Source organism: Rivihabitans pingtungensis (assembly GCF_003201855.1).
Lineage (GTDB): Bacteria > Pseudomonadota > Gammaproteobacteria > Burkholderiales > Aquaspirillaceae > Rivihabitans > Rivihabitans pingtungensis.
The window spans coordinates 190,093-211,737 of sequence record NZ_QJKI01000004.1 but is presented as its reverse complement, the minus strand read 5'-3'; the positions used below and the strand labels follow the sequence as shown (position 1 = coordinate 211,737).

The following is a 21,645-nucleotide window of genomic DNA, read 5'->3' as shown; positions in this document are numbered from 1 at the left end:
ATGGCTACGTCAAGGTGATCAACAATGCCGACACCAGCAAGAGCACGCTGGTGGTCAACACCGAAACCCTGCAATTTGCTGATAGCAGTGAGACCATCCAGGCGCGTGACGAGCTGAAGGTGCTGGCGGGTTCTTACCTGCAAGTGCTGGGGCGTCAGGCGGATGTGTATGGTTTTGATTATTTTGGCGATCTGCAATCCAAGGGTTACAGTCTGGGTGGCATTGCCATCAATATGATCAAGTCCGATGAAGCCAAGGCACGGGGCTTTGTGCTGACTGGCGACGCGGTGAACGATGTGGAAATGCTGTACAAGGCGATTCTGGGTCGGGAGTCGGACGCCGGTGGCAAGGCAGCATGGGTGCAACAGATGCAGTCGGGTGGCATGACGCTGGAGCAGGTGGCCAATGCGTTCATGGTGTCTGGTGAGATGCAGAAGCACTATCTGGTGCAGACCGGCTGGGATTTCTTGCTGTAACGCGCGCAATCGTGTCGTCGATGCGCGTCGGTGTAGCCGTAGCTTCGCGCACTGACTTTGCGCTCGATGCTGACGGCTTGCTCGCTGGGCCCACGCTGGATGCCGAGTTTGCGCAAGGTTTTAACGATCGTCAGTTTATGCACATTAATGCCGGTGCGCCGCTTGAATTCGTGGCTGACTTCACTCAGCGTGGCGGTTCGGTCTGATTCGACGATGGTCACAAGCTGCGTGGCATGGTCTGCCTAAATTTTTGCTGGGCACCCCATTTTGGCCATGTGACTTGCTCCTCAGTTGTTAGGAGCGAGTTTACATGTTTTTGTAGACACCCTCTAAGCGCCGCTCACCCCAAAAACCGGCGCACTGCCTGATCAGCAGTGCGCCGGTTTTTTTGCAGCTGACCCCGCCGCCAGCGCTCAGTCTGGCCGCTGCAAATCAGCCATCATCGCCGCCAGAAAGCGCGCGGCTTCCGCCCCGGTGGCGGCGCGGTGGTCAAAGGTCAGCGACATCGGCAGCACCCGATGCACCACCACGGCGTCGCCCACTGCCACCGGCTCGCGTCGGGCGCGGCCAGCGCCGACAATCGCCACCGTTGGCGGCATCACCACCGGGCTGGCGTAACGGCCGGCGAACATGCCGAAGTTGGACAAAGTAATGCTGTGCCCACGCAGTGATTCCGGCGGAATGGTGCGCGCACGCACGTCTTGCTTCATTTGCTCCAGCGCGGCGCGCAAATCCTCGCGGCTGCGCTCGGCGACATTGCGCAGCACCGGCACAAACAGCGCTTCTTCGGTGTCGGTGGCGATGCCGACGTCGATCTGGCTGAGCTGGCGCACGCCCAGCGCCTGGCTGTCGAACCAGGCGTTCAGCGCGGGCGCGGCGCGGCAGCCAGCCACCATGGCGCGCAGCAAGCGCCAGGTGGTGTCTTCACCAGCCGCCCAGGCGTGGATGTCGGCGTCGTCCACCAAGGTGACGGGAACCACTTCGGCGTGGGCCAGCGCCATGTTCTGCGCCATGGCCCGACGCGGGCCGCGCAGCGGGGTGAGCGCGGCGACATTGGCCAGCACCTTGGCCACCCGCTCGACGTCGCTGGCCAGGATGACGCCATCCGGCCCGCTGGGGGTGACGATGGACAAATCCACGCCCAGCTTGCTGGCCAGCGCGCGCACGGCAGGGGCGGCGCGCACGCCGCGTGCGGCTGGCGCGGCGGCGCTGGCGTGTTCGCGCACTTCATGGGCGGTGGTGGCGGTCGGGGCGTCGCCAACCACCGAGCCGCTGTCTTCCACCTGGCCGCCGTCGTCGATGTCCACCAGCGCGCCGTCCAGCGCCACCACATCGCCGACTTTGGCGTGCAGGGTGAGCACCTTGCCGGCAAACGGCGAGGGTACGTCAACGATGGCTTTGTCGGTTTCGACTGAGAGCAGCGGTTGATCGACGACGATGTGGTCGCCAGCGTTGACGTGCCAGGCGACGATTTCCGCTTCTTGCAGACCTTCGCCCAGGTCGGGGAGTTTGAAGGTTTTCATGGTGTCGGGTTTCCTGTGTGGGGCTGGGCATGGGCAGTGGTGATCATAATGGGCTGCGCCGCCGCTTAGCCGGGTCGGACGACGGGGGTCCCCCTGGCTGGCTGCGATGCTCGGCGCGCTTTATGGGGGGCAAACCGGTTAGGTGCGACGGGTTGCGCGATGCACTCACTGCCATGCTGATTCATGCCCAGTTGCAATCAAATTCAATCAAGCTCAGTTCAGATCAATACGCCCGCACGCGCTCAACCGCCGCCAGGATGCGGGCGACGCTGGGCAGGTATTCGTCTTCCAGCCGGGCCAGGGGCAGCGGGGTGTCAAAGCCAGTGACGCGTTCGACCGGGGCGAGCAGGCTCATCAGGCCTTCGCTGGCCAGGTTGGCGGCGATTTCGGCGCCGACGCCGCATTGGCGGGCGGCTTCGTGCACGATCACGCAGCGGCCGGTTTTGGCCACCGAGGCGAGGATGGTGGGCATGTCCAGCGGTTTCAGGCTGGCCACGTCGATCACTTCGGCGGATACGCCCTGTTCGGCCAATTGCTCGGCGGCTTGCAGGGTTTCCAGCACCGAGGCGCCCCAGCTGACCAAGGTGACGTCGCAGCCTTCGCGCAGGGTGAAGGCCGCGCCCAGCGGCAGGGCTTCGCCATTGTCAGCGACCGGTTCTTTCAGCAGCCGGTACAGCCGGGTGGGCTCTAAAAAAATCACCGGGTCGGGGTCGCGGATGGCGGCCAGCAGCAGGCCGTAGGCGCGGGCGGGTGAGCTGGGGCTGACCACTTTCAGGCCGGGGGTGTGCGCCAGCCAGGCTTCGGGGGATTCGCCGTGGTGTTCCGGGGCGTGGATGCCGCCGCCCACCGGGGTGCGCAGCACCATCGGGCAGCTCAGCCGGCCACGGGTGCGGTGACGCAGGCGGGCGGCGTGGTTGATCAGGTGATCAAAGGTGGAATACATAAAGCCGGCAAACTGGATTTCACACACCGGGCGCAGGCCTTGCGCGGCCATGCCGATGGCCATGCCGGCGATTTGGGTTTCCGCCAGCGGCGCATCCAGCACGCGCTGTTCGCCAAAACGCTCTTGCAGGCCGAGGGTGGCGCGGAACACGCCGCCGTTTTTGCCGATGTCTTCGCCAAACAGCACCACATTGTCGTCGTGCGCCAGTTCCCAGGCCAGGGCGGCGTTGATGGCGTCGAGCAGGGTGAGGGTGTTCATGCTTGCCCCCTTTCGGTCAGCAGTTGCTGGCGTTGCGCGGCCAGATCGGCCGGCAGTTCGGCGTACAGATAGTCAAACAGGGTGGACAGCGCTTGCGGCGGGGTGGCCAGGTAGTCGGCGGCGGCGGCGCTGACGGCGGCTTGATTGTCGGCCAGCAGGGTTTCTTCGTCCTGCTTGCTCCACAGTTTTTGATCCACCAGAAAATGCCGCAGCCGCGCCAGCGGCTCCAGCGCCCAGGCAGCGCTGACTTCGTCCTGCGCGCGGTAGCGGCGGGCGTCGTCGGCGGTGGTGTGGTCGCTCAGCCGGTAGGTCACGCATTCGATCAGCGAGGGGCCGTCGCCGACGCGGGCGCGCTCAAGCGCGCGGCCGATGCAGTCGCGCACCGCCAGGATGTCGTTGCCGTCGCATTGCTCGCCGGGAATGCCGGCGGCGATGGCTTTTTGCGCAAAGGTGGCGGCGGCGGTTTGTTTGCGCGCCGGCAGCGAAATTGCCCACTGGTTATTGGTGACCACAAACACCACGGGCAAGCGCCAGGCGCCGGCGGTGTTCATGGCTTCGTAAAAATCGCCTTTAGAGGTGGCGCCATCGCCCAGCGTCACCACCGCCACACGCGGCTGGCGGCGATACTGAAAGGCAAAGCCCACGCCCACGGCGTGGCCGCACTGGCTGGCAATCGGCACGGCAATCGGGAAATCCTCGCGCGGGCCGGCAAAGTCGCTGCCGCGCTCGTCGCCGCTCCAGTACAGCAGCAGCTCTTGCATGCGCACGCCGCGCCAGAGCATGGCCCCGGTTTCGCGGTAGGTGGGCAGCAACACGTCCTCGGCGCGCATCACGCTGGCCAGGCCAACGGTGACGGCCTCCTGGCCCAGCGAGGACGGATAGGTGCGCAGCTGGCCAGTGCGCTGCAAGGCGACCGCCTTGGCGTCAAAGGCGCGGGTCAGCGCCATGGCGCGGTATACCGGCAGCAAATCGTGCGGCTGGAAATCGGGCGGGGGTGAGGCAAGGTGGCCGTGCGCGTCCAGAAAACGGGTGTAGGGGACGCGGAATTCGGCAATCGGGATCATGGTGGTGTCTCCTTTGTCGAAAGCGCTGACCGTGGGCGATCAGTCGATGCCCCTTGTGAGGGCATTTCCACCTTAGCCGAGTTCTGCTGGAACGTCATTCTGCACTGCGGTAGCTGCAATGCAGCGAAATCGGCATGCGATAATGTCAGGCTGGGCGCCAGTTGGCGCGGTGAATCATGCAAAAATCAAAGGTGAGCGCATGCGCGCAGTGGTGCAAAGGGTGAGTCAGGCTTCGGTCAGTGTCGATGGCGTGTGTACCGGGGCCATTGGCCCTGGTTTGCTGGTGCTGGCTTGTATTGAAAGCGGCGATGGCGAGGCCGAGCTGGCATGGATGGCGCGCAAGCTGGTGCAGCTGCGCATTTTTGCCGATGCACACGGCGCCATGAACCGCTCGCTGCTGGACGTGAACGGCGAGCTGCTGGCCATCAGCCAGTTCACTCTGGCCGGCGATTGCCGCAAGGGCAACCGGCCGTCGTTTGTGCGCGCCGAGCGCCCCGAGCGCGCCGCGCCGATGTTTGCCGACTGGTTGCACACCCTGTCGGTCCAGTTGGGCAAGCCCGTGCCCAGCGGGGTGTTTGGCGCCGATATGCAGGTGAGCCTGGTGAACGATGGGCCGGTGACGTTGTGGCTGCAAAGCCCAGGGGGAGAGGCGAGCCGTACCAGCTGATTGAGTTTGCGGCGGGCTGGCCGATATTGTCATATCCCGATCACACTGGAGCCACCCGCATGCAACTTGCTTCTCTTAGCCGCAGCCTGCAAGGCCAATGGCAGCGCCTGCGCCAGGCGGTGGTGCGCCCCAGCACCACTGGCGACGTCAGCAGCCAGGATGCCGCACCCGCGATGTCGCGGCGCGAAAAAGCCCAAGTCAGCCTGGGCGAAAAAATAGCCCAGGACCGACAAGCGCTCTACGACAAACTCGGCCAGATGGATCGCAACAGCGGCTTACGTAACAGTCGGCAAAGCGCACGCGACAAGGTGGCCATGCTGCGTGAGCGGGTGCGCATGCTCAAGGCGCAAATTGCCGGGGCGCACGGCGCCACACTCAAACGCCTGGCCCGCCAACTGGCGCAGGTGGCGGCGCAGCTCAAACAAGCCGTGTCGCAGTACGCTGGCGCCACCAGCAAGCTGAGCACGCCCAGCCCCGCTGCGCCAGCGAGCGCTGCCCCAGGCGCCGCCGTGTCAGCGGATGCCCAGGCCAGCCCGACAGCCACGGTGGACGCGGCTTCGGCTGCGCCGCCCCCTTCTGCGGAATCCGTCACCAGTATTGCCGCCGCCAGCGCACAACCGGTCACCGAGGCCGTGCTGAGCGATGCCACCCAACCCGCCACAGCCGAGTCTCGTGACGATGCTTCGCACAAGGAAATGAATGCCGCGCACGAGCGCGAGCAAGCCAAGACCGATGAAAAAATGGACAAAGCGTTCGCCAAAGAGGTGAAAGACCTGCTGCGTGAGCTCAAGCAAGCCGCCGAGCTGCTGAAACGCCGGATGCGCCATGCGCAGCAAAGCGCGGCGCTGGCCGAGCTGGAGCGCAACTTGCGCGAAATCGAAGGGCAACTGGCCCGATTGCAAAGCGGGTCTCAGTCTGGGGGCGAGCCCACCACCGGCATGCCGACCGCGACGGCGGGAGTGGATACCACCAGTGTGGATGCAGTGGATGTCGGCGTGGCGACATCGGTTGATGTGGGTGGCGGGGCGGCGGCAGGCAGTGGCGCCGTATCAGCCGGCACTGGCGCTTAGCGTCGCTCACAACACCCAGCGAAACGGTCCTGGCCAAGCGTGTGACCGCAGACAGTACGGGGAGTACGGCAAGGTCGGGCAACAACGCCAGGAGGGTTTTGTTAGCCGCTCTTAGCCAGCGTGAGTTGGCGCGCTGGCTTGCACCACCCGGTTGCGGCCCTCACGCTTGGCCTGATACAGCGCATCGTCGGCACGCGCCAGCAGGGATTCCAGCGATTCCTGCCCGCTCAGCATGGCCAGGCCAATGCTGATGGTAATGCGGATCGGCTCAGGCTCACCCGGGGCGGCCATGGCGGTGATGGCCACTTGCATGCGCAGGCGCTCGGCCAATTGCATGGCCTGGCCCAGTGCCGTGTCCGGCAGAAACACGGCAAACTCTTCGCCCCCCAAGCGGCCGATCAGGTCGTGGCGGCGCAGATTGTGCTCCAGGGTGCTGGCCAGCCCATGCAGCGCAGCATCGCCACAGGCGTGACCACGGGTGTCGTTGACCTTCTTGAAGTGATCAATGTCCAGCATCAGCGCCGCCAGTGGCGTGCCATTGGCCAGCGCAGCCTCGCGCAATTGCACGGCGCGCTCCAGGGTATGGGCGCGGTTGGCCAGCCCGGTCAGTGCGTCAGTTTGTGCCTGACGGCGCAGAGTATCTTCCAGCAGCTTGCGGCTGCTGATGTCATGAAACCCGCACAGCACCGCCGGCTGGTGATCAAACACCAGATGCACCGCCGACACCAGCGCCCAGAACTGAGTGCCATTGTCGCGCTGAAATTGCAATTCCACATTATCTACTTGCTCGGTACGGGCCAGGCGCTGGAACAGACTGGCACGCTCGGCAGGATCAACATAAAAACGGCTGGGATCTGGCCGCTGGCCCTGCTCGCGTAGCTCGGCATCCATGCCAAACAGCCGGCAGGCACGGGCATTGGCATACAGCAGGCTGCGGTCGGCCAGCGCGGTGATGGTCAGCGGAAACGGGAGATTTTCCACCATGCCGCGAAACCGCGCCTCGCTGGCTTCCAGTTGGGCTTTGCTGGCCTGTAATGCGCGGCCATCGCGGCGCTCGCCCCGATAATGCCAGGCCACCGCCCCGCCCAGCAGCGCCAGCGCACTCATCGCTGCATAGTAAGCATGCAGCATCCGCCGCCAGGCGCGCAGATAATCCTGCTCGGCCACCCCCACCAGCACCACATAGCGGGTGCCCGGCAGCAAGCGCCAGGCATGCATGCGCGCCTCTTGATCCACCACCGAGCGTGCAGTGTAATCGCCACCGATTTCGCCGCGCGCCAGGGCGTTCAGTAATGGGTGGCGGGTGGACAACACCGTGCTGTTGGCGTCGTGTTGCGGCACACGGGCAATGGTGGCCATGGTGTCGTCACGTAGCGCCACCGCGCCATGCTCGCCGACCTGAATACTGGAAAATAATTTGAGAATGGCTTTTTGGTCCACCGTGGCCAGCAGCACTCCGGCAAACTCACCCTGTGCGTCCTCAACCCGTCGCGCCAGCACAATGCCCGAGCTGCGCTGGTCGGACGACACCAACAGACGGGTGCCGAAGAATTTCAATCCCGGATCGTCGCGCATGCGGATGAAATACTCACGGCTCATGGCCTCCAGCAGCTCAGGATGTCGGCCCGTCTGGTAGATCAGCTCGCCGCGTACATTCATCAAGCCCAGGTGATCGGCAAAGCCTGCCAGCGGCAAAGCCTGCTCCAGTGCATGTTCCGCCACCAGGCGGGCGTTGGCTGGCATCGGATTATGGCGCAGGCTGACCGGATTCAGTCGTGGCGACACACTGCGCAAAGCCACGTCGATTTCACGGATACCGGCCAGCAGCCGCGCCTCCAGCAGGGCGGCAAGGTTGCGGGCTTCTTGCCGGGCCAGGTTTTCTTGTTGGCGGCGGGCATCCACCAGTTGCACGGTGAGAAAAGCACTCAGCACCCCGGCCAGCAGCAAGGCCAGCAAGGGCACCCGGTTGCTGCGTCGCGACATTCCGCGCGCCAGGGCGGTCAACGAGGGAAGCTTGAGCATAAGGCAGGCGGCGCGCGCTCGAATGATATCAAGTCGTATAGTATGACAGATTGTTCGCCATGATGCCGCAGGCGCCGGCCGGTGATATGGCCAAAGTCAGCAGACCGCACGGGCCGTGCTGCCGTCTGGTGTGCTGTGATACACTCTTTCATTCAATTGCGCTTTTTGGAGTGCGCAAGCCCGGCCAGCCTGCCGGCCGGACGGCGCGCCCTTGACATCCAGCTTACGCAAAACACCCGCTCACGCGGGTGTTTTGCGTAAGCACTGACTGACATCAACGAGGTTGCTATGGCTGGACACAGCAAATGGGCCAATATCAAACACAAGAAAGCCGCCGCTGACGCCAAGCGCGGCAAGATCTTTACCCGCCTGATCAAGGAAATCACCGTCGCCGCCAAAATGGGCGGCGCCGACGTGGGCACCAACCCGCGCCTGCGTCTGGCGGTGGACAAGGCATTTGACGCCAATATGCCAAAAGACACCATCCAGCGCGCCATCGACCGTGGCGCCGGCAATCTGGAAGGCGTCAACTACGAAGAATGCCGCTACGAAGGCTACGGCATCGGCGGCGCGGCGGTGATGGTGGATTGCCTGACCGACAACAAAACCCGCACCGTGGCCGACGTGCGTCATGCTTTCTCCAAGTTTGGCGGCAATATGGGCACCGACGGCTGCGTGTCGTTCCAGTTCAAGCACTGCGGTCAGCTGCTGTTTGCGCCGGGCACCGACGAAGACACGCTGATGGAAGCCGCGCTGGAAGCCGGCGCCGAAGACGTGCTCAGCCACGACGACGGCTCGTTTGAAGTCATCACCCCGCCGTATGAATTCTCCGACATCCGCGCCACGCTGGAAAAAGCCGGCTTCAAGGCAGATATGGCCGACGTCAGCATGAAACCGCTGAACGAAACCGAGCTGACCGGCGACGACGCCCTGCGCATGCAAAAGCTGCTGGACGCGCTGGAAAGCCTGGACGACGTGCAGGACGTGTTCACCTCGGCAGTGATGGACGAAGAAGCCTGATTCATCCATCCCGGCACACACCCGGCCCCCGCTGACTGCATGTATTGTGCAGCACCGGGGGCCGGTTGTTTTTGTCGGGAGAATAAAACCTGCTGCGGCAATCGGACGGTACTGGCGCCACGCTGATGGCCCCAGCCACACCACCGCCCATCCAACCGGCGCGGCAAGCCTGGCTGGGTGCGTGGCCGCAGATGGCGCTTAGAGCCGCTCACAAAACCCCCTGGCGTTGTTGTGTGACCTTGCCGTACTTGTGTACTGTCTGCGGTCACACGCCTAGCCAGGGCCGCTTCGCTGAGTTTTGTGAGCGACTCTTAGCACACGCAATTCGCCTAGCGCGACTAAATTTATCTTACATCTAAGACAGTCCGGCTAAGCCGCCCAACCGCCTCAGCGCCCGCGTGCCTGCGCCGCCCAGCCCTGCCACAGCGCCGGCTGCGCCTGATCGGCGCTGGCCTGGCGATATTCCGCCGCGCACCACACCTCGGGGCAATGCTGCTCGACCAGGGCAAACAGCGTGGGCCAATCCAGCGCGCCGGTGCCCGGCGCGCCACGGCCGGGCGCATCGGCAAACTGCACATGGCCAATCGGCACGGGCGGCTGGCGCAATAAGGCCGGCAGGTCCACCCCTTCGCGCGCCATGTGATACAGATCAATCTGCGCATCCAGCCCGGCCGGCTGTCCCAGCTCGGCCAGCACAGCGGCGATATCGTCTGCGGTGTTCAGCAGAAAACCAGGCATATCGTGGCGGTTAATCGCCTCCAGCCCCACCGTCACCCCCCGCGCCTGAAACCGGGGCAAGGCCGCGCGCAGATTGGCGCACAGGGTGGCCAGCGCCTGCGCCCGGCTGACCCCATCCGCCAGCCGCCCGGCCAGCACATTCACCCGCCCCGGCGCCTGCGCGCCCAAGGCCGCCAGATAGGCCAGGCACGCGTCCACCGCCTGGGCAAACGCCGCCTCGCGGCCCGGCACCGCCGCCAAACCCGGCCCGCCCTGCATCAAATCGCCCGCCGGCACATTGATCAGGCATAAACGCACGCCAGCCTCGGCGCAAGCGGCGGCCAGGGTGTCGGCGGCGATGGCCTCATACGGAAACTGGATTTCCACCCCGGCAAAACCGGCGCGCGCGGCAGCAGCCGGGCGCTCGGGCCAGGGGAGGTCGGTGAACAGCATGGAGAGGTTGGCGGCAAAGCGGGGCATGGCGGGCTCGGCGGGCGGGAAGGGGGATGGATTTTACCATGCGCCGTTGTTATCCCCATTCTGCGCCAAGAATCGCTCACAAAACCCTCCTGGCGTCGTTGCCCGACCTTGCCGTATCTACGGTGGTCGTGCGCCTGGCCAGGCGCGCGGGGCTAAGTTTTGTTAGCGGCTCTTAACATCAGAATTCTCCTACATCCGCCGGCACTCAGGCATCCCGCCCCGCAAACAAACCAATCACACTGCTCAAATCCGCCTGGCCATGTCCGCGCGTGGCGTGCAGGCGCATCAGTTGGTCCGCCAGCGCGGCCAGCGGGCTGGCGCTGTCGGTTTCCCGCGCCAGTTTCACCGCATTGTCCAGGTCTTTCAGCAGGGTGGCCACTTTCCATTGCACCGGCTCGTGCTGACGGGCGGCCATGCGTGGGGCGAGGATTTGCATGGGCAGCGAATCGGCAAATCCGCCGGCCAGGGCCGGGGCGAGCAGGCTGGCGTCCACGCCGCCGCGCTCGGCCAGCGCCACGGCTTCGGCGATCAGCAGGCTGTTGGCGGCGACAATCAGTTGATTGCACACCTTGGTCACCTGGCCGCAGCCGACCGGGCCCATATGGGTCAGCCGCTGGCTGAGCGCCGCCAGCGGCGCGCGCAGGCGCTCGATGTCGGCGGGCTCGCCGCCGGCCATGATCACCAGCCGGCCTTGCTCGGCGCCGACCACGCCGCCGGAAACCGGCGCGTCCACCCAGCGCGCGCCGCATTGCTCGGCCAGGCGCTGGGCGAACGCTCGGGTGGCGGCGGGCTCGATGCTGGAAAAATCCACCACCAGCGTGTCCGCTGCCAAATGAGCGGCCAGGCCGTCAGCGGCGAACATCACCTGTTCGACGGCGGCGGTGTCAGACAGGCATAGACACACAATCTCTGCGTCGGCGGCCAGCTCGGCCAGGGTGGCGGCGTGGCGGGCGCCGGCGGCTTGCAGCGGGGCGGTTTTGGCGGGGTTGCGGTTCCAGACGGTCAGCGGGTGGCCGGCGGCCAGCAGGCGGCGGCACATCGGCAGGCCCATCAGGCCAATGCCGGCAAAGGCGATGCGCAGGGGGTGGCTCATGGGGTTTGGCTCACAATGGCGCGGCGCGCCCGTCACCGGGCGCGCCGCAATCAGATCATCCAAATCCAGACAATCAGGTCCAGACAATCCAGGGCAATATCGGGTCAATCAGCAGGGGCTGGGCTCAACAAAAAAGTTGCGCAGCAGTTTGCGGATCAGCTCGACTTCAAAGGGTTTGTCGCAGATGGCCGACACGCCGGCCTGTTCGATGGCGGCCAGCCGGCCTTCGTCGTGCTCGGAGGACACCATCAGGATAGGCACTGAAGGTTGCATGCTGTGCTGGCGGACGTATTCCACCAGTTGCTTGCCGTCCATTTCCGGCATGTTGTAGTCGGTCACCACCAGGTCGAACAGCGTGGTGTCCAACAGCGGCACGGCTTCCTGGCCGTTGATGGCTTCGCTGATGCGCTCAAAGCCGATGCGTTGCAGCACGCCGCGAATGTGGTTGCGCGCGGTCAGGCTGTCGTCCACCAGCAGCACGCTGAGTTCGGCCACGTCCAGCACGCTGGAGTCCATGCGGTTTTCGTGGGCGTTGAGAAACTCGACGGTGTTGTTCAGCGCGTGCGACAGCTGCTCGCTATTAAACGGCTTGGGCAGGATGGCCAGGGTGCCGGCCTGACGGATGGGGTCGAGGTAGGAGCGCTTGGTTTCGCTGGACACCAATAAAAACGGGGTTTCGCGCATGCGGGCGTCGTCGCGCATGCGATAGACCAGATCGGTGCCGGTCATGTCCGGCAGGTAGAGCGCGCTGATCACCACATCCGGCGGCATCGGGCTGGACAGCAAGTCCAGCGTGGCCTGGCCGCTTTCAGTGACCTGGACATTGTCGATGCCCAGTTTGTTCAGCATGGAGACAATGATGTTGGCCTGCAGCGAGGACGGCTCGGCCAGACAGATATTCAGGTATTCGCGTTCCAGCATGGCGGTTTCCGGGACGAGGGTAAGTGGGCAACAGAATAACCCAAGACGTTAGCATGGATATGCCGATTTGTGCAGTGTCTGGCTGACGGAAGTTGCGCAAGTGGCGCATAAAAAAACCGGCGCGCACCCGAAGGCGCGCGCCGGTTTGGCGCTCACGGCTTAACGACGATCAGTCGCGAAAGCTCGGGTAGCGGTCGCGGCGGCCAGCGCCGGCGGCAAAGCCGCCTTCACGCGGACGACGCTCCTGGCTGCCGCCATGGCCGTGGCTCTTGCCGGCGTGAGCCTGGCCTTGGCCGGCGCTTGCCGAGGCTTGACGACGGTCGCCGCCAGCAAAGCTGCGGCCATCACGACGGCCGGCGTTCGGGAACGGGTTGTAGTTGGAGTTGTCGGACGGCTGACGCTCGTCGTACGGCGAACGGGCGCGCGGCTCGCGGGCTTGCTGGCCTTCGCCTTGCGGACGCGGCGCGCGGTCCTGACGGCCGGCAAACGGCTGGCGGTCGCGCTGCACGAACGGACGGCCGTCGCGGTTGTCGCGGCCTTCGTGACGCGGCTGACGTTCGCCAAAGTGGCCACGGTTGGCCACGTGCTCACCGGCGGCGCCTTCGCTGCGGGCGTTAGCGCCCATGCCGCCGCGGTCGCCAAACTGACGGTCGCCGCCACGGTCATTGAACGAACGGTCGCCGCGATGCTCGCGCGGTTGATGGTCGCGGTCGCCGAACGATTTCTTGCCGCCCCAGCCGCCGCCGCCATTCGGGCGCTTGCCGCCATGCGGACGACCACCGCCGGCGCCCGGCTTGCGGTCTTGCGGACGGAAGCGGCTTTCCATGCCTTCCACTTCGTGCACGCGAATCTTGTGGCTGGTGAAGCGCTCGATGCGGCGCAGCGGCATCACGTCGTCACGGCCCACCAGGGCAATGGCAGTGCCGGTGGCGCCAGCGCGGCCGGTGCGGCCAATGCGGTGCACGTAGTCTTCGGCAAAGCGCGGCAGGTCGAAGTTGAACACATGGCTGATGCCGGCCACGTCGATGCCGCGGGCGGCCACGTCGGTGGCAACCAACAGATCGAACTCGCCACGGCGCAGCTGGGTCAGCGTGCGGGTGCGCTCGCGCTGCGGCATGTCGCCATGCAGGGCGGCGGCGCGCAGGCCTTCCACGCACAGTTCGTCGGCCAGCTCTTCGGTGTCACGCTTGGTGGCGGTGAAGATAATGGCTTGCTTGATGCCTTCTTGCGCCAGGAAGTGCTTGAGCAGGCGTTTTTTGTGGCCCAGATCGTCCACATAGCACAGCATCTGGTCGATCTGTTCGTGGCGGGCGGTTTGCGGCGCCACTTCCACGGTGGCCGGATCGTTCAGCAGCTGGCTGGCGAAGGTGCGCACATTGTGGGTCATGGTGGCGGTGAAGAACGCGGTCTGGCGTTCTTTCGGCAACTGGTTGGCGATGGCCAGCACGTCGTCAGAGAAACCCATGTCCAGCATGCGGTCGGCTTCGTCCAGCACCAGCATTTCCAGGCGCGAGAAGTCGATGCGGCGAGCATTGACGTGGTCGATCAGACGGCCCGGGGTGGCCACCAGGATTTCGTGCGGCTTGGCCAGCAGGTCGTTCTGGATGCGGTAGGACACGCCGCCCACCACACACACGGTTTTCATGCGTTGCAGGCCCTTGGAGAAGGTTTCTGCCGCGCGCGCCACTTGCTGCGCCAGTTCGCGGGTGGGGGTCAGCACCAGCACGCGGGCGCCACGGCCCTTTTCACCCGGGGTTTGCGCCAGGCGATGCAGCGCCGGCAGCAGGAAGGCAGCGGTCTTGCCGGTGCCGGTTTGCGCTGAGCCAATCAGGTCGCGACCTTGCAGCAGCAGCGGAATGGTTTGCTCCTGCACCGGGGTCGGCGTGGTCAGTTGGTTTTGGGTCAGCGTAGAAACAATGCGAGCGTCGAGGCCGAGCGCCTCGAAAGCGGATTGCGACAAGGGAATATCCTTTGTGTGTGAAGCAAGTCAATAGAGCTCGGCGGCAAGGGCAGGCGTCAGGGCACGGGGCGGCAAGACGGCGGCGGCATGTCATGAATCATCGAATGCCAACCGTAAGAAGGTCGATCACACAGACGGATCGACAAGAGGGTCGGTAGAGACGATGCGCCTTCCGAAACAGGGTTCGAAGGCAAGGCCGAGCGGCAATCACGCAGTATCGGTGAAAACTGCCGGTAATGCAAGTGAAATCTGGTTCAATTACACCCGGTCACGCGCTATTTTTCATTCATGGCCGGGTTTGCGCTGGCGCAGCTGCTTGACTGCGCCGCGTTTGGCCTTGCCGTCCAGCCGGCGGGTTTGCGAGGCGCGGGTGGGGCGGGTGGCCTTGCGTGGGCGCGGCGCCTGGCAGGCGGCCTGAATCAGCGCCACCAGCTTGGCCAGCGCGTCGGCGCGGTTCAGCGCCTGACTGCGCTGTGCCTGGGACTGGATCAGCAACACACCATCCTGCGTCATGCGCCGGCCAGCCAGCGCGCACAAGCGCGCCTTGACCGGCTCGGGCAGACTGGGCGAGCGCCGCACGTCAAAGCGCAGCTGCACTGCGCTGTCGGTGGTGTTGACATGCTGACCGCCCGGCCCCTGGGCGCGGGTAAAGGCGGCTTCGATTTCGTCGTCGGCCAGCGCCAGGCTGCGGGTGATGGGGATCATGATTCGGCAAACAGGCAGCAAAACATCAAGTATAGCTCAGCCGATGGCGGGGTTATGTCAACTGATGCGCTTGCCGCATGCGGCAGTGCGGGCAGCCTCAGGGTAAGATACGTCATTCGTTTTAATGGAGCGCCGTATGTTTTCCTGGTTCCTGCGCATGAGCATCCGCTGGAAGCTGCAGCTGGGTTTTTTTGTGGTGACCATGATCACCACCATCTTCAATCGCCTGCTGGCCACCCACGAACTGAGCAAGATGATCGAAATCGCCCGCGCCGACCAGGTGCCGGCGGCGGTGCTGGCGCAGATGATGGACAACCGCAGCACCTATATCTTTAATTCTTTCTGGGAATCCGGGCTGGAATTCATGGTGCAGTTCATGGTGATCGGCTTTGTCGCCCGCCAGTTGGTGCGCCCGATTCAAGAGCTGCGCGATGCCATGCAGGCCATGTCGCGCGGCGATCTGGTGCACCGGCTGCAAGAAACCGCCCGTGACGAGTTGGGTGAATTGCAGGCCAGCTTTAATCTGATGCGCCGCCGCTTTGCCGACATCCTGCGCGAGATCGAAAACAGCGGCAAGCAGATGCATCAGTCGGCGTTTCAGGTGACCACCATTGCCCGCGAAATCGCCGAAGTCAGCCGCAAGGAAGAAAGCCGCTCGGTGGAAGTTCACCAGGTGACGCGCAGCCTGAGCGATATTGCCCATCAGGTGGAACAGCGCGCGCAAGCGGCCATCGAGCAATCCACCCTGCTGGAAAACCGTGGACTGGAAGGCATCGACAGTGTGCGGCGCAATATCCAGATGATGGATGAAACTGCCACTGGCGTGGCGGCAGCCTCCACCAGCATTGGCGAGCTGGAAGCCGAATCGGCACGGATTCACGCCATCATCGACACCATTCACGACATCGCCGGCCAGACCAATCTCCTGGCGCTGAATGCCGCCATCGAAGCGGCCCGCGCCGGCGAACTGGGCCGGGGTTTTGCCGTGGTGGCCGACGAAGTGCGCAAGCTGGCCGAGCGCTCCAGCGCCTCGGCGCAGGAAGTGGCCAACATCATCCAGGGCCTGGGGGTGCGCGTGCGCGAAGTCACCGGCTCAATGCAGAACGTGGTGGAGCAGGTGGCGGATGGACGTCAGGTGGCCAACCGGACGGTGGAAGTGATCGAAGGCATGGTGCAGGAAATCAGCGTGGCGGCCGAAGGCAGCCGCGCCATCGGCGAGGGCAGCCAGACCCAGGTGGCTGAACTGGGCCGCTTGCAGCACACGCTGGAAGCACTGTTCGCCACCCTGCACGAAAGCGGCTCGAAAGTCACCGCTACCGCCGCCATCGGCGAGACGATTTTTGAGGTGAGCGAGCGGCTCAACCAGACCATGGGCGGCTTTAACTTCCGCCGGGAACTGCAAACCAGCCGCACCACAGAAGAAAAACGCCGCTTCCCGCGTGCGGAAAACAGCCTGCGCGTGCATGTGGTGCACGAAGAGCGCGCCTTTGAGGGCATCTCGCTGGACATCAGTTTGTCCGGCCTGCGCCTGAGCCTCGGGCAGGATCAGATTTTACCCTCGCAAGCGCTGCTGGGCCTGAAGCTGTACATGCCGCGCAGCAGCCTGGAAGAATTCCGCAACCAGCAGCCCATCAGCCTGAGCGGCCGGGTAATGTGGTTGCGCAAGGATGGTGAGCACACACTGTATGGCATTCAGTTTGAAAATCTGAACGAAGCCAGCCGCCAGGCGCTGCGCCAGGCGGTGACGTATTTCAACAAAGCACCGGAATACCAATAACACGCCTGATCCACCGTGCGCCCTCAAGCGCACGGCTTACCATGTGAGCGTCGCTCACCAAACTCAGCACAGCGGACCTGGCCAGGCACGCGCGGGTTACAACGCCAGGGAGTGTGTGGGCGGCGCTTACAGCAGGATGGCGGCCAGCACGCGGCGGTCTTCGCTGAGCAGCACGTTATAAGTGCGGCAGGCGGCGCCGGTGTCCATGACTTCCACGCCGATGCCGGCATTGGTCAGCGCGGCGGTCAGCCGGGGATGCGGAAAACGCAGCCGCGCGCCGGCGCCAAACACCACCACTTCCGGGGTGTATTCCAGCAGGGCGGCAAAATCCTCGGCGCTCAGGCCGTCAAAGCCGGCGCGGCCCCAGGGGGCCACGTGTTCGGGGGTGATCAACACATTTTCGGTGTAGCGGGTCTGGTTCACGTCCAGATAGCCATCGCCATACTGGGTGACCAGGTTCAGCGGGCTGGTGTGCAGGTGCAGTTTCATGCGTTCAGAGTCCTTGAGTGGCCGATGTGCGCACTGTCCCGGCGCGCGTCTGGCGCAATGTGACAGAATGGTGCGCGGATTCGTGCGTTGCACAACGCTTTTGCGGTAGGATTATAAGTTCCACTTTGACTCGCGCGTAAGCCGCCGCTCGCAGAATGCGCCGGCCGCGCGCACCACTCAGGAGCGTGATCGTGACTGCCCGCCGCGCCAATGCAGCCAAAGCCCCGCGCGGCCAGCGTAGCCCGCGGGCGCGTGTGTTGCCAGAACCCAAGCCGGATTTCACCCCTATGCAACCTATTCGCAAATCGAAAAAGCTCGACAACGTCTGCTACGACATTCGTGGCCCGGTGCTGGCTCGCGCCAAGCAAATGGAAGAAGACGGCCAGAAAATCATCAAGCTGAATATCGGCAATCTGGCGGCGTTCGGTTTTGACGCCCCGGAAGAAATCCAGCAGGACATGATCCGCAACCTGCCCAATTCGGCCGGGTATTCTGATTCCAAGGGCATTTTCGCCGCCCGTAAGGCGATCATGCATTACACCCAGGAAAAAAAGATCAAGGGTGTGACGCTGGAAGACATCTATGTCGGCAATGGCGTGTCCGAGCTGATTGTGATGGCGATGAACGCCCTGTTGGACGCCGGCGACGAAGTGCTGGTGCCAGCGCCGGATTATCCGCTGTGGACCGCAGCCGTCAGCCTGTCCGGCGGCACGCCGATTCATTACCTGTGTGACGAGGCCAACGACTGGCTGCCTGATCTGGACGATATGCGCGCCAAGATCACCCCCAACACCAAGGCCATCGTCATCATCAACCCGAACAACCCGACCGGCGCGCTGTATCCGGACGCCACGCTGCAGGCGATTGTCGCCATGGCGCGCGAACACGGGCTGATTGTCTGTGCCGACGAGGTGTACGACAAGGTGCTGTACGACGACGCCGTGCACACCTCGATTGCTTCGCTGTCGGAAGACGTGCTGACGCTGACCTTCAACGGCCTGTCGAAAAACTACCGCTCCTGCGGCTACCGCGCTGGCTGGTTGGTGGTGTCTGGCGACAAGCGCCGCGCCACCGATTACATCGAAGGCCTGAACATGCTGGCCTCGATGCGCCTGTGCGCCAATGTGCCTGGCCAATGGGCCATCCAGACCGCGCTGGGCGGCTATCAAAGCATCGACGACCTGGTGGCCGAAGGCGGGCGCATGCGCCGCCAGCGCGACCTGGCGCATGAGCTGATCAGTGCCATTCCGGGGGTCAGCTGCGTCAAGCCCAAGGCCACGCTGTATATGTTCCCGCGCCTGGACCCGGCGGTATACCCGATTACCGACGATCAAGAATTCATCAGCGAACTGTTGCAGGAAGAAAAAGTCCTGCTGGTGCAGGGCACAGGCTTTAACTGGCCGCACCCGGACCATTTCCGTCTGGTGTTCCTGCCGCACGAAGATGACCTGCGCGAGGCCATTGGCCGCGTGGCGCGTTTTCTGGAGGGTTATCGCCGCCGCCATGGTACGGCATAATCCACGCCAAGCCTGAATCGGCCGGCTGACCCCGGCCTGACCGTCACTCAACCAAAAAAACTGTGGGAAACAAGCAAGCATGAAACCGATCAATGTAGGCCTGCTGGGCGTGGGGACTGTGGGTGGCGGCACCGCCACCGTATTAAAGCGCAACGCAGCGGAAATCAGCCGTCGCGCCGGCCGTGACATTGTCCTGAAAATGGCCGCCAACCTGGATCTGGACGCCGCCCGCGCCATCGTCGGCGACGGCGTGGACGTGGTGGCCGACGGCTTTGCCGTGGCCCGCCACCCGGACATCGACATTGTGGTCGAACTGATCGGCGGCACCGGCATCGCCAAAGAACTGGTCCTGGCCGCCATCGACAGCGGCAAGCATGTGGTCACCGCCAACAAAAAACTGCTGGCCGAACACGGCAACGAAATCTTTGCCCGCGCCCAGGAAAAAGGCGTGACCGTGGCGTTTGAAGCCGCCGTGGCCGGCGGCATCCCCATCATCAAGGCGCTGCGCGAAGGCCTGTCGGCCAACCACATCGAATGGATTGCCGGCATCATCAACGGCACCTCCAACTTCATCCTGACCGAAATGCGCGACAAGGGCTCGGCCTTTGCCGACGTGCTGGCCGAAGCCCAACGCCTGGGCTACGCCGAAGCCGACCCGACCTTTGACATCGAAGGCCACGACGCCGCGCACAAGCTGACCATCATGGCCGCGCTGGCCTATGGCATCCCGATGCAGTTCGACAAGGCCTATCTGGAAGGCATCAGCAAGCTGACCGCCCGCGACATTCGCTACGCCGAAGAGCTGGGCTATCGCATCAAGCTCTTGGGCATCACCCGCCGCACCGACAAGGGCGTCGAGCTGCGCGTGCACCCGACGCTGATCCCGGAAAAGCGCCTGATCGCCAATGTGGACGGCGTGATGAACGCGGTGATGGTCAAGGGCGACGCCGTGGGCGCCACCATGTACTACGGCGCCGGCGCCGGCAGCCTGCCCACCGCTTCCGCCGTGGTGGCCGATATTGTTGACGTCACCCGCCTGGCCACCGCCGACCCGGAACACCGCGTGCCGCACCTGGCCTTCCAGCCGGACCGCCTGGCCGACCTGGCCATTCTGCCGATCAGCGAAGTGGAAAGCTCCTACTACCTGCGCGTGAATGTCATCGACCGCGCTGGCGTGCTGGCCGAGCTCACCCGCATCCTGGCCAGCGAAGGCATCTCGATCGAGGCGCTGATCCAGAAGGGCAGCGAGCGCGAAGCCGAAGCCGAAATCGTGCTGCTGACCCACCGCGTGGTGGAAAAGCACGTCAACGCCGCTATCGCCCAGATCGAGGCGCTGGACAGCGTCACCGGCAGCGTCACCAAGCTGCGCATGGAAGCCCTCAACGGCTGATCCCCGTCCCGTCGCCCCGCGCCCCGGCGCGGGGCGTTTGCCGTTCTGACACGCGCAATTGCGCCAAGCGACCGAACATGAAATACATCAGCACCCGCGGCGGCATGGCCCCCGCCACCTTCTCTGACATCCTACTGGCCGGCCTGGCCCCCGACGGCGGCCTGGCCATGTGCGAAAGCTACCCGCAGCTGAGCCGCGCCGAGCTCGACGCCATGCGCGCCATGAGCTACCCGGAACTGGCCTTTGACCTGATCCGCCGCTTTGCCGACGACATCCCGGCCGCCGACCTGAAAGCCATCGTCGATAAAACCTACACCCGCGCCACCTACGGCACGGATGAAATCACCCCGCTCAAGCGCCTGGAAGACGGCCTGTATATCCAAGAGCTGTCCAACGGCCCGACCCTGGCCTTCAAAGACATGGCCATGCAGCTGCTGGGCAATCTGTTTGAATACACCCTGGCCAAGCAGGGCGAAACCCTGAACATCCTCGGCGCCACCTCCGGCGACACCGGCTCCGCCGCCGAATACGCCATGCGCGGCAAGCAGGGCGTGCGCGTGTTCATGCTCTCCCCGCACGAAAAAATGAGCCCGTTCCAGACCGCGCAGATGTTCAGCCTGCAAGACCCGAACATCTTCAACCTGGCGGTGCGCGGCGTGTTTGACGACTGTCAGGACATCGTCAAGGCCGTGTCCAACGACCACGCCTTCAAGGCCAAGTACAAAATCGGCACGGTGAACTCCATCAACTGGGCGCGTGTGGTGGCCCAGGTGGTGTACTACTTCAAGGGCTATTTTGCCGCCACGCAAAGCAATGACCAGCAAGTCAGCTTCAGCGTGCCGTCCGGCAACTTTGGCAATGTCTGCGCCGGCCACATCGCCCGCATGATGGGCCTGCCGATTCGCAAGCTGATTGTCGCCACCAACGAAAACGACGTGCTCGACGAGTTTTTCCGCACCGGCCGCTACAAGGTGCGCGGCTCGGCCAACACCTGGCAAACCTCCAGCCCGTCGATGGACATCTCCAAGGCCTCCAACTTCGAGCGCTTTATTTTCGATCTGGTCGGCCGCGACGCCGAACAAGTGCGCGCGCTGTGGCAAGCAGTGGACAGCACTGGCGAATTTGACCTCTCCGCCAGCCCGCTGTTCGCCAAGATCAGCGCCGAATACGGTTTTGCCTCCGGCAAGAGCACCCACGCTGACCGCCTGGCCACCATCCGCCACACCTTCGAGCAATACGGCGTGATCATCGACACCCACACCGCCGACGGCCTGAAAGTGGGCCTGGAACAGCGCGAAGCCGGCGTGCCGCTGATCTGCCTGGAAACCGCCCTGCCGGCCAAGTTCGAAGCCACCATCCGCGAAGCCCTGGACCGCGACCCGCCGCGCCCGGCGGGGTTGGAAAACATCGAAGCGCTGCCGCAGCGCTTTGAGGTGATGGATGCGGATGCCGAGCAAATCAAGGGGTTTATTGCGGCGCATGTGTAAGACCTGAGCCAGCGTCAGGCCACTGCGTGGCCGCGTGGTCAAAATACGCCCCGGTCTGATTGGCTC

19 protein-coding genes are annotated in these 21,645 nt (G+C 64.2%); 8 read left to right on the top strand and 11 right to left on the bottom strand.

What is annotated here, in order from left to right:
- A partial coding sequence (locus DFR34_RS05190; protein ID WP_146215058.1) for a DUF4214 domain-containing protein occupies positions 1 to 476 on the top strand: 476 nt, incomplete at its 5' end.
- On the opposite strand, the gene DFR34_RS17080 is transcribed toward DFR34_RS05190, so the two are convergent.
- The 4 genes from DFR34_RS17080 to pdhA form a co-directional block, all read right to left on the bottom strand.
- Positions 440 to 697: a hypothetical protein gene (locus DFR34_RS17080; RefSeq protein ID WP_158281741.1), complete on the bottom strand. Its 258-nt coding sequence runs from the start codon at positions 695 to 697 to the stop codon at positions 440 to 442. The two genes, DFR34_RS05190 and DFR34_RS17080, sit on opposite strands and share 37 nt — an antisense overlap.
- Positions 698 to 889: 192 nt before the next feature.
- Positions 890 to 1,999: a dihydrolipoamide acetyltransferase family protein gene (locus DFR34_RS05180; RefSeq protein ID WP_110390093.1), complete on the bottom strand. Its 1,110-nt coding sequence runs from the start codon at positions 1,997 to 1,999 to the stop codon at positions 890 to 892.
- Between the two features lie 223 nt (positions 2,000 to 2,222).
- The gene (locus DFR34_RS05175; RefSeq protein WP_110390092.1) at positions 2,223 to 3,200 is read right to left on the bottom strand and encodes an alpha-ketoacid dehydrogenase subunit beta; all 978 of its coding nucleotides are present in this window, start codon (positions 3,198 to 3,200) and stop codon (positions 2,223 to 2,225) included.
- The gene (gene pdhA / locus DFR34_RS05170) at positions 3,197 to 4,264 is read right to left on the bottom strand and encodes a pyruvate dehydrogenase (acetyl-transferring) E1 component subunit alpha (protein ID WP_110390091.1); all 1,068 of its coding nucleotides are present in this window, start codon (positions 4,262 to 4,264) and stop codon (positions 3,197 to 3,199) included. Before pdhA ends, DFR34_RS05175 begins: the two co-directional genes overlap by 4 nt.
- A 199-nt stretch (positions 4,265 to 4,463) precedes the next feature.
- Here pdhA and dtd point away from each other — a divergent pair, with 199 nt between their 5' ends.
- Positions 4,464 to 4,931 (top strand): D-aminoacyl-tRNA deacylase, encoded by a 468-nt coding sequence (dtd, locus tag DFR34_RS05165; protein WP_110390109.1) that lies wholly within the window; start codon positions 4,464 to 4,466, stop codon positions 4,929 to 4,931.
- 59 nt (positions 4,932 to 4,990) lie between these two features.
- Positions 4,991 to 6,001, top strand: a complete 1,011-nt coding sequence (locus DFR34_RS05160; RefSeq protein WP_110390090.1) for a hypothetical protein — start codon at positions 4,991 to 4,993, stop codon at positions 5,999 to 6,001.
- Between the two features lie 111 nt (positions 6,002 to 6,112).
- On the opposite strand, the gene DFR34_RS05155 is transcribed toward DFR34_RS05160, so the two are convergent.
- Positions 6,113 to 7,984, bottom strand: a complete 1,872-nt coding sequence (locus tag DFR34_RS05155) for a sensor domain-containing diguanylate cyclase (protein ID WP_158281740.1) — start codon at positions 7,982 to 7,984, stop codon at positions 6,113 to 6,115.
- A gap of 327 nt (positions 7,985 to 8,311) precedes the next feature.
- Between DFR34_RS05155 and DFR34_RS05150 the strand changes: the two genes are divergently transcribed.
- Positions 8,312 to 9,043 (top strand): YebC/PmpR family DNA-binding transcriptional regulator, encoded by a 732-nt coding sequence (locus DFR34_RS05150; RefSeq protein ID WP_110390088.1) that lies wholly within the window; start codon positions 8,312 to 8,314, stop codon positions 9,041 to 9,043.
- A 387-nt stretch (positions 9,044 to 9,430) separates the two neighbouring features.
- Here DFR34_RS05150 and DFR34_RS05145 read toward each other — a convergent pair whose 3' ends face one another.
- From DFR34_RS05145 to arfB, 5 genes are all read right to left on the bottom strand, one after another.
- Positions 9,431 to 10,240, bottom strand: a complete 810-nt coding sequence (locus DFR34_RS05145; RefSeq protein WP_110390087.1) for a hydroxypyruvate isomerase family protein — start codon at positions 10,238 to 10,240, stop codon at positions 9,431 to 9,433.
- A 205-nt stretch (positions 10,241 to 10,445) separates the two neighbouring features.
- A complete protein-coding gene (locus tag DFR34_RS05140) occupies positions 10,446 to 11,333 on the bottom strand; it encodes an NAD(P)-dependent oxidoreductase (RefSeq protein ID WP_110390108.1) in 888 nt (295 codons plus the stop codon).
- Between the two features lie 108 nt (positions 11,334 to 11,441).
- On the bottom strand, positions 11,442 to 12,254 hold the full coding sequence (locus tag DFR34_RS05135) for a response regulator (RefSeq protein WP_110390086.1): 813 nt from the start codon (positions 12,252 to 12,254) through the stop codon (positions 11,442 to 11,444).
- A gap of 169 nt (positions 12,255 to 12,423) precedes the next feature.
- The gene (locus DFR34_RS05130; protein WP_110390085.1) at positions 12,424 to 14,214 is read right to left on the bottom strand and encodes a DEAD/DEAH box helicase; all 1,791 of its coding nucleotides are present in this window, start codon (positions 14,212 to 14,214) and stop codon (positions 12,424 to 12,426) included.
- A 282-nt stretch (positions 14,215 to 14,496) separates the two neighbouring features.
- Positions 14,497 to 14,919, bottom strand: coding sequence for an alternative ribosome rescue aminoacyl-tRNA hydrolase ArfB (arfB, locus tag DFR34_RS05125; protein ID WP_110390084.1), 423 nt, complete (start codon positions 14,917 to 14,919; stop codon positions 14,497 to 14,499).
- 136 nt (positions 14,920 to 15,055) lie between these two features.
- Here arfB and DFR34_RS05120 point away from each other — a divergent pair, with 136 nt between their 5' ends.
- Positions 15,056 to 16,696, top strand: coding sequence for a methyl-accepting chemotaxis protein (locus tag DFR34_RS05120; RefSeq protein WP_158281739.1), 1,641 nt, complete (start codon positions 15,056 to 15,058; stop codon positions 16,694 to 16,696).
- Positions 16,697 to 16,822: 126 nt separating this feature from the next.
- Here the strand turns inward: DFR34_RS05120 and DFR34_RS05115 are convergent, their stop codons facing one another.
- Positions 16,823 to 17,185: an Mth938-like domain-containing protein gene (locus tag DFR34_RS05115; protein WP_110390082.1), complete on the bottom strand. Its 363-nt coding sequence runs from the start codon at positions 17,183 to 17,185 to the stop codon at positions 16,823 to 16,825.
- A 287-nt stretch (positions 17,186 to 17,472) separates the two neighbouring features.
- On the opposite strand from DFR34_RS05115, the gene DFR34_RS05110 reads away from it, so the two are divergent.
- The 3 genes from DFR34_RS05110 (at position 17,473) to thrC (ending at position 21,579) form a co-directional block, all read left to right on the top strand.
- Positions 17,473 to 18,702 carry a pyridoxal phosphate-dependent aminotransferase gene (locus DFR34_RS05110; RefSeq protein WP_110390107.1) on the top strand — a complete coding sequence of 410 codons (1,230 nt, stop codon included), beginning with the start codon at positions 17,473 to 17,475 and terminating at the stop codon, positions 18,700 to 18,702.
- Positions 18,703 to 18,781: 79 nt separating this feature from the next.
- On the top strand, positions 18,782 to 20,092 hold the full coding sequence (locus DFR34_RS05105; protein WP_110390081.1) for a homoserine dehydrogenase: 1,311 nt from the start codon (positions 18,782 to 18,784) through the stop codon (positions 20,090 to 20,092).
- Positions 20,093 to 20,169: 77 nt separating this feature from the next.
- Entirely contained in the window at positions 20,170 to 21,579 is a 1,410-nt protein-coding gene (thrC, locus tag DFR34_RS05100; RefSeq protein WP_110390080.1) for a threonine synthase, read from the top strand.
- The last annotated feature ends 66 nt before the right edge of the window (positions 21,580 to 21,645 follow it).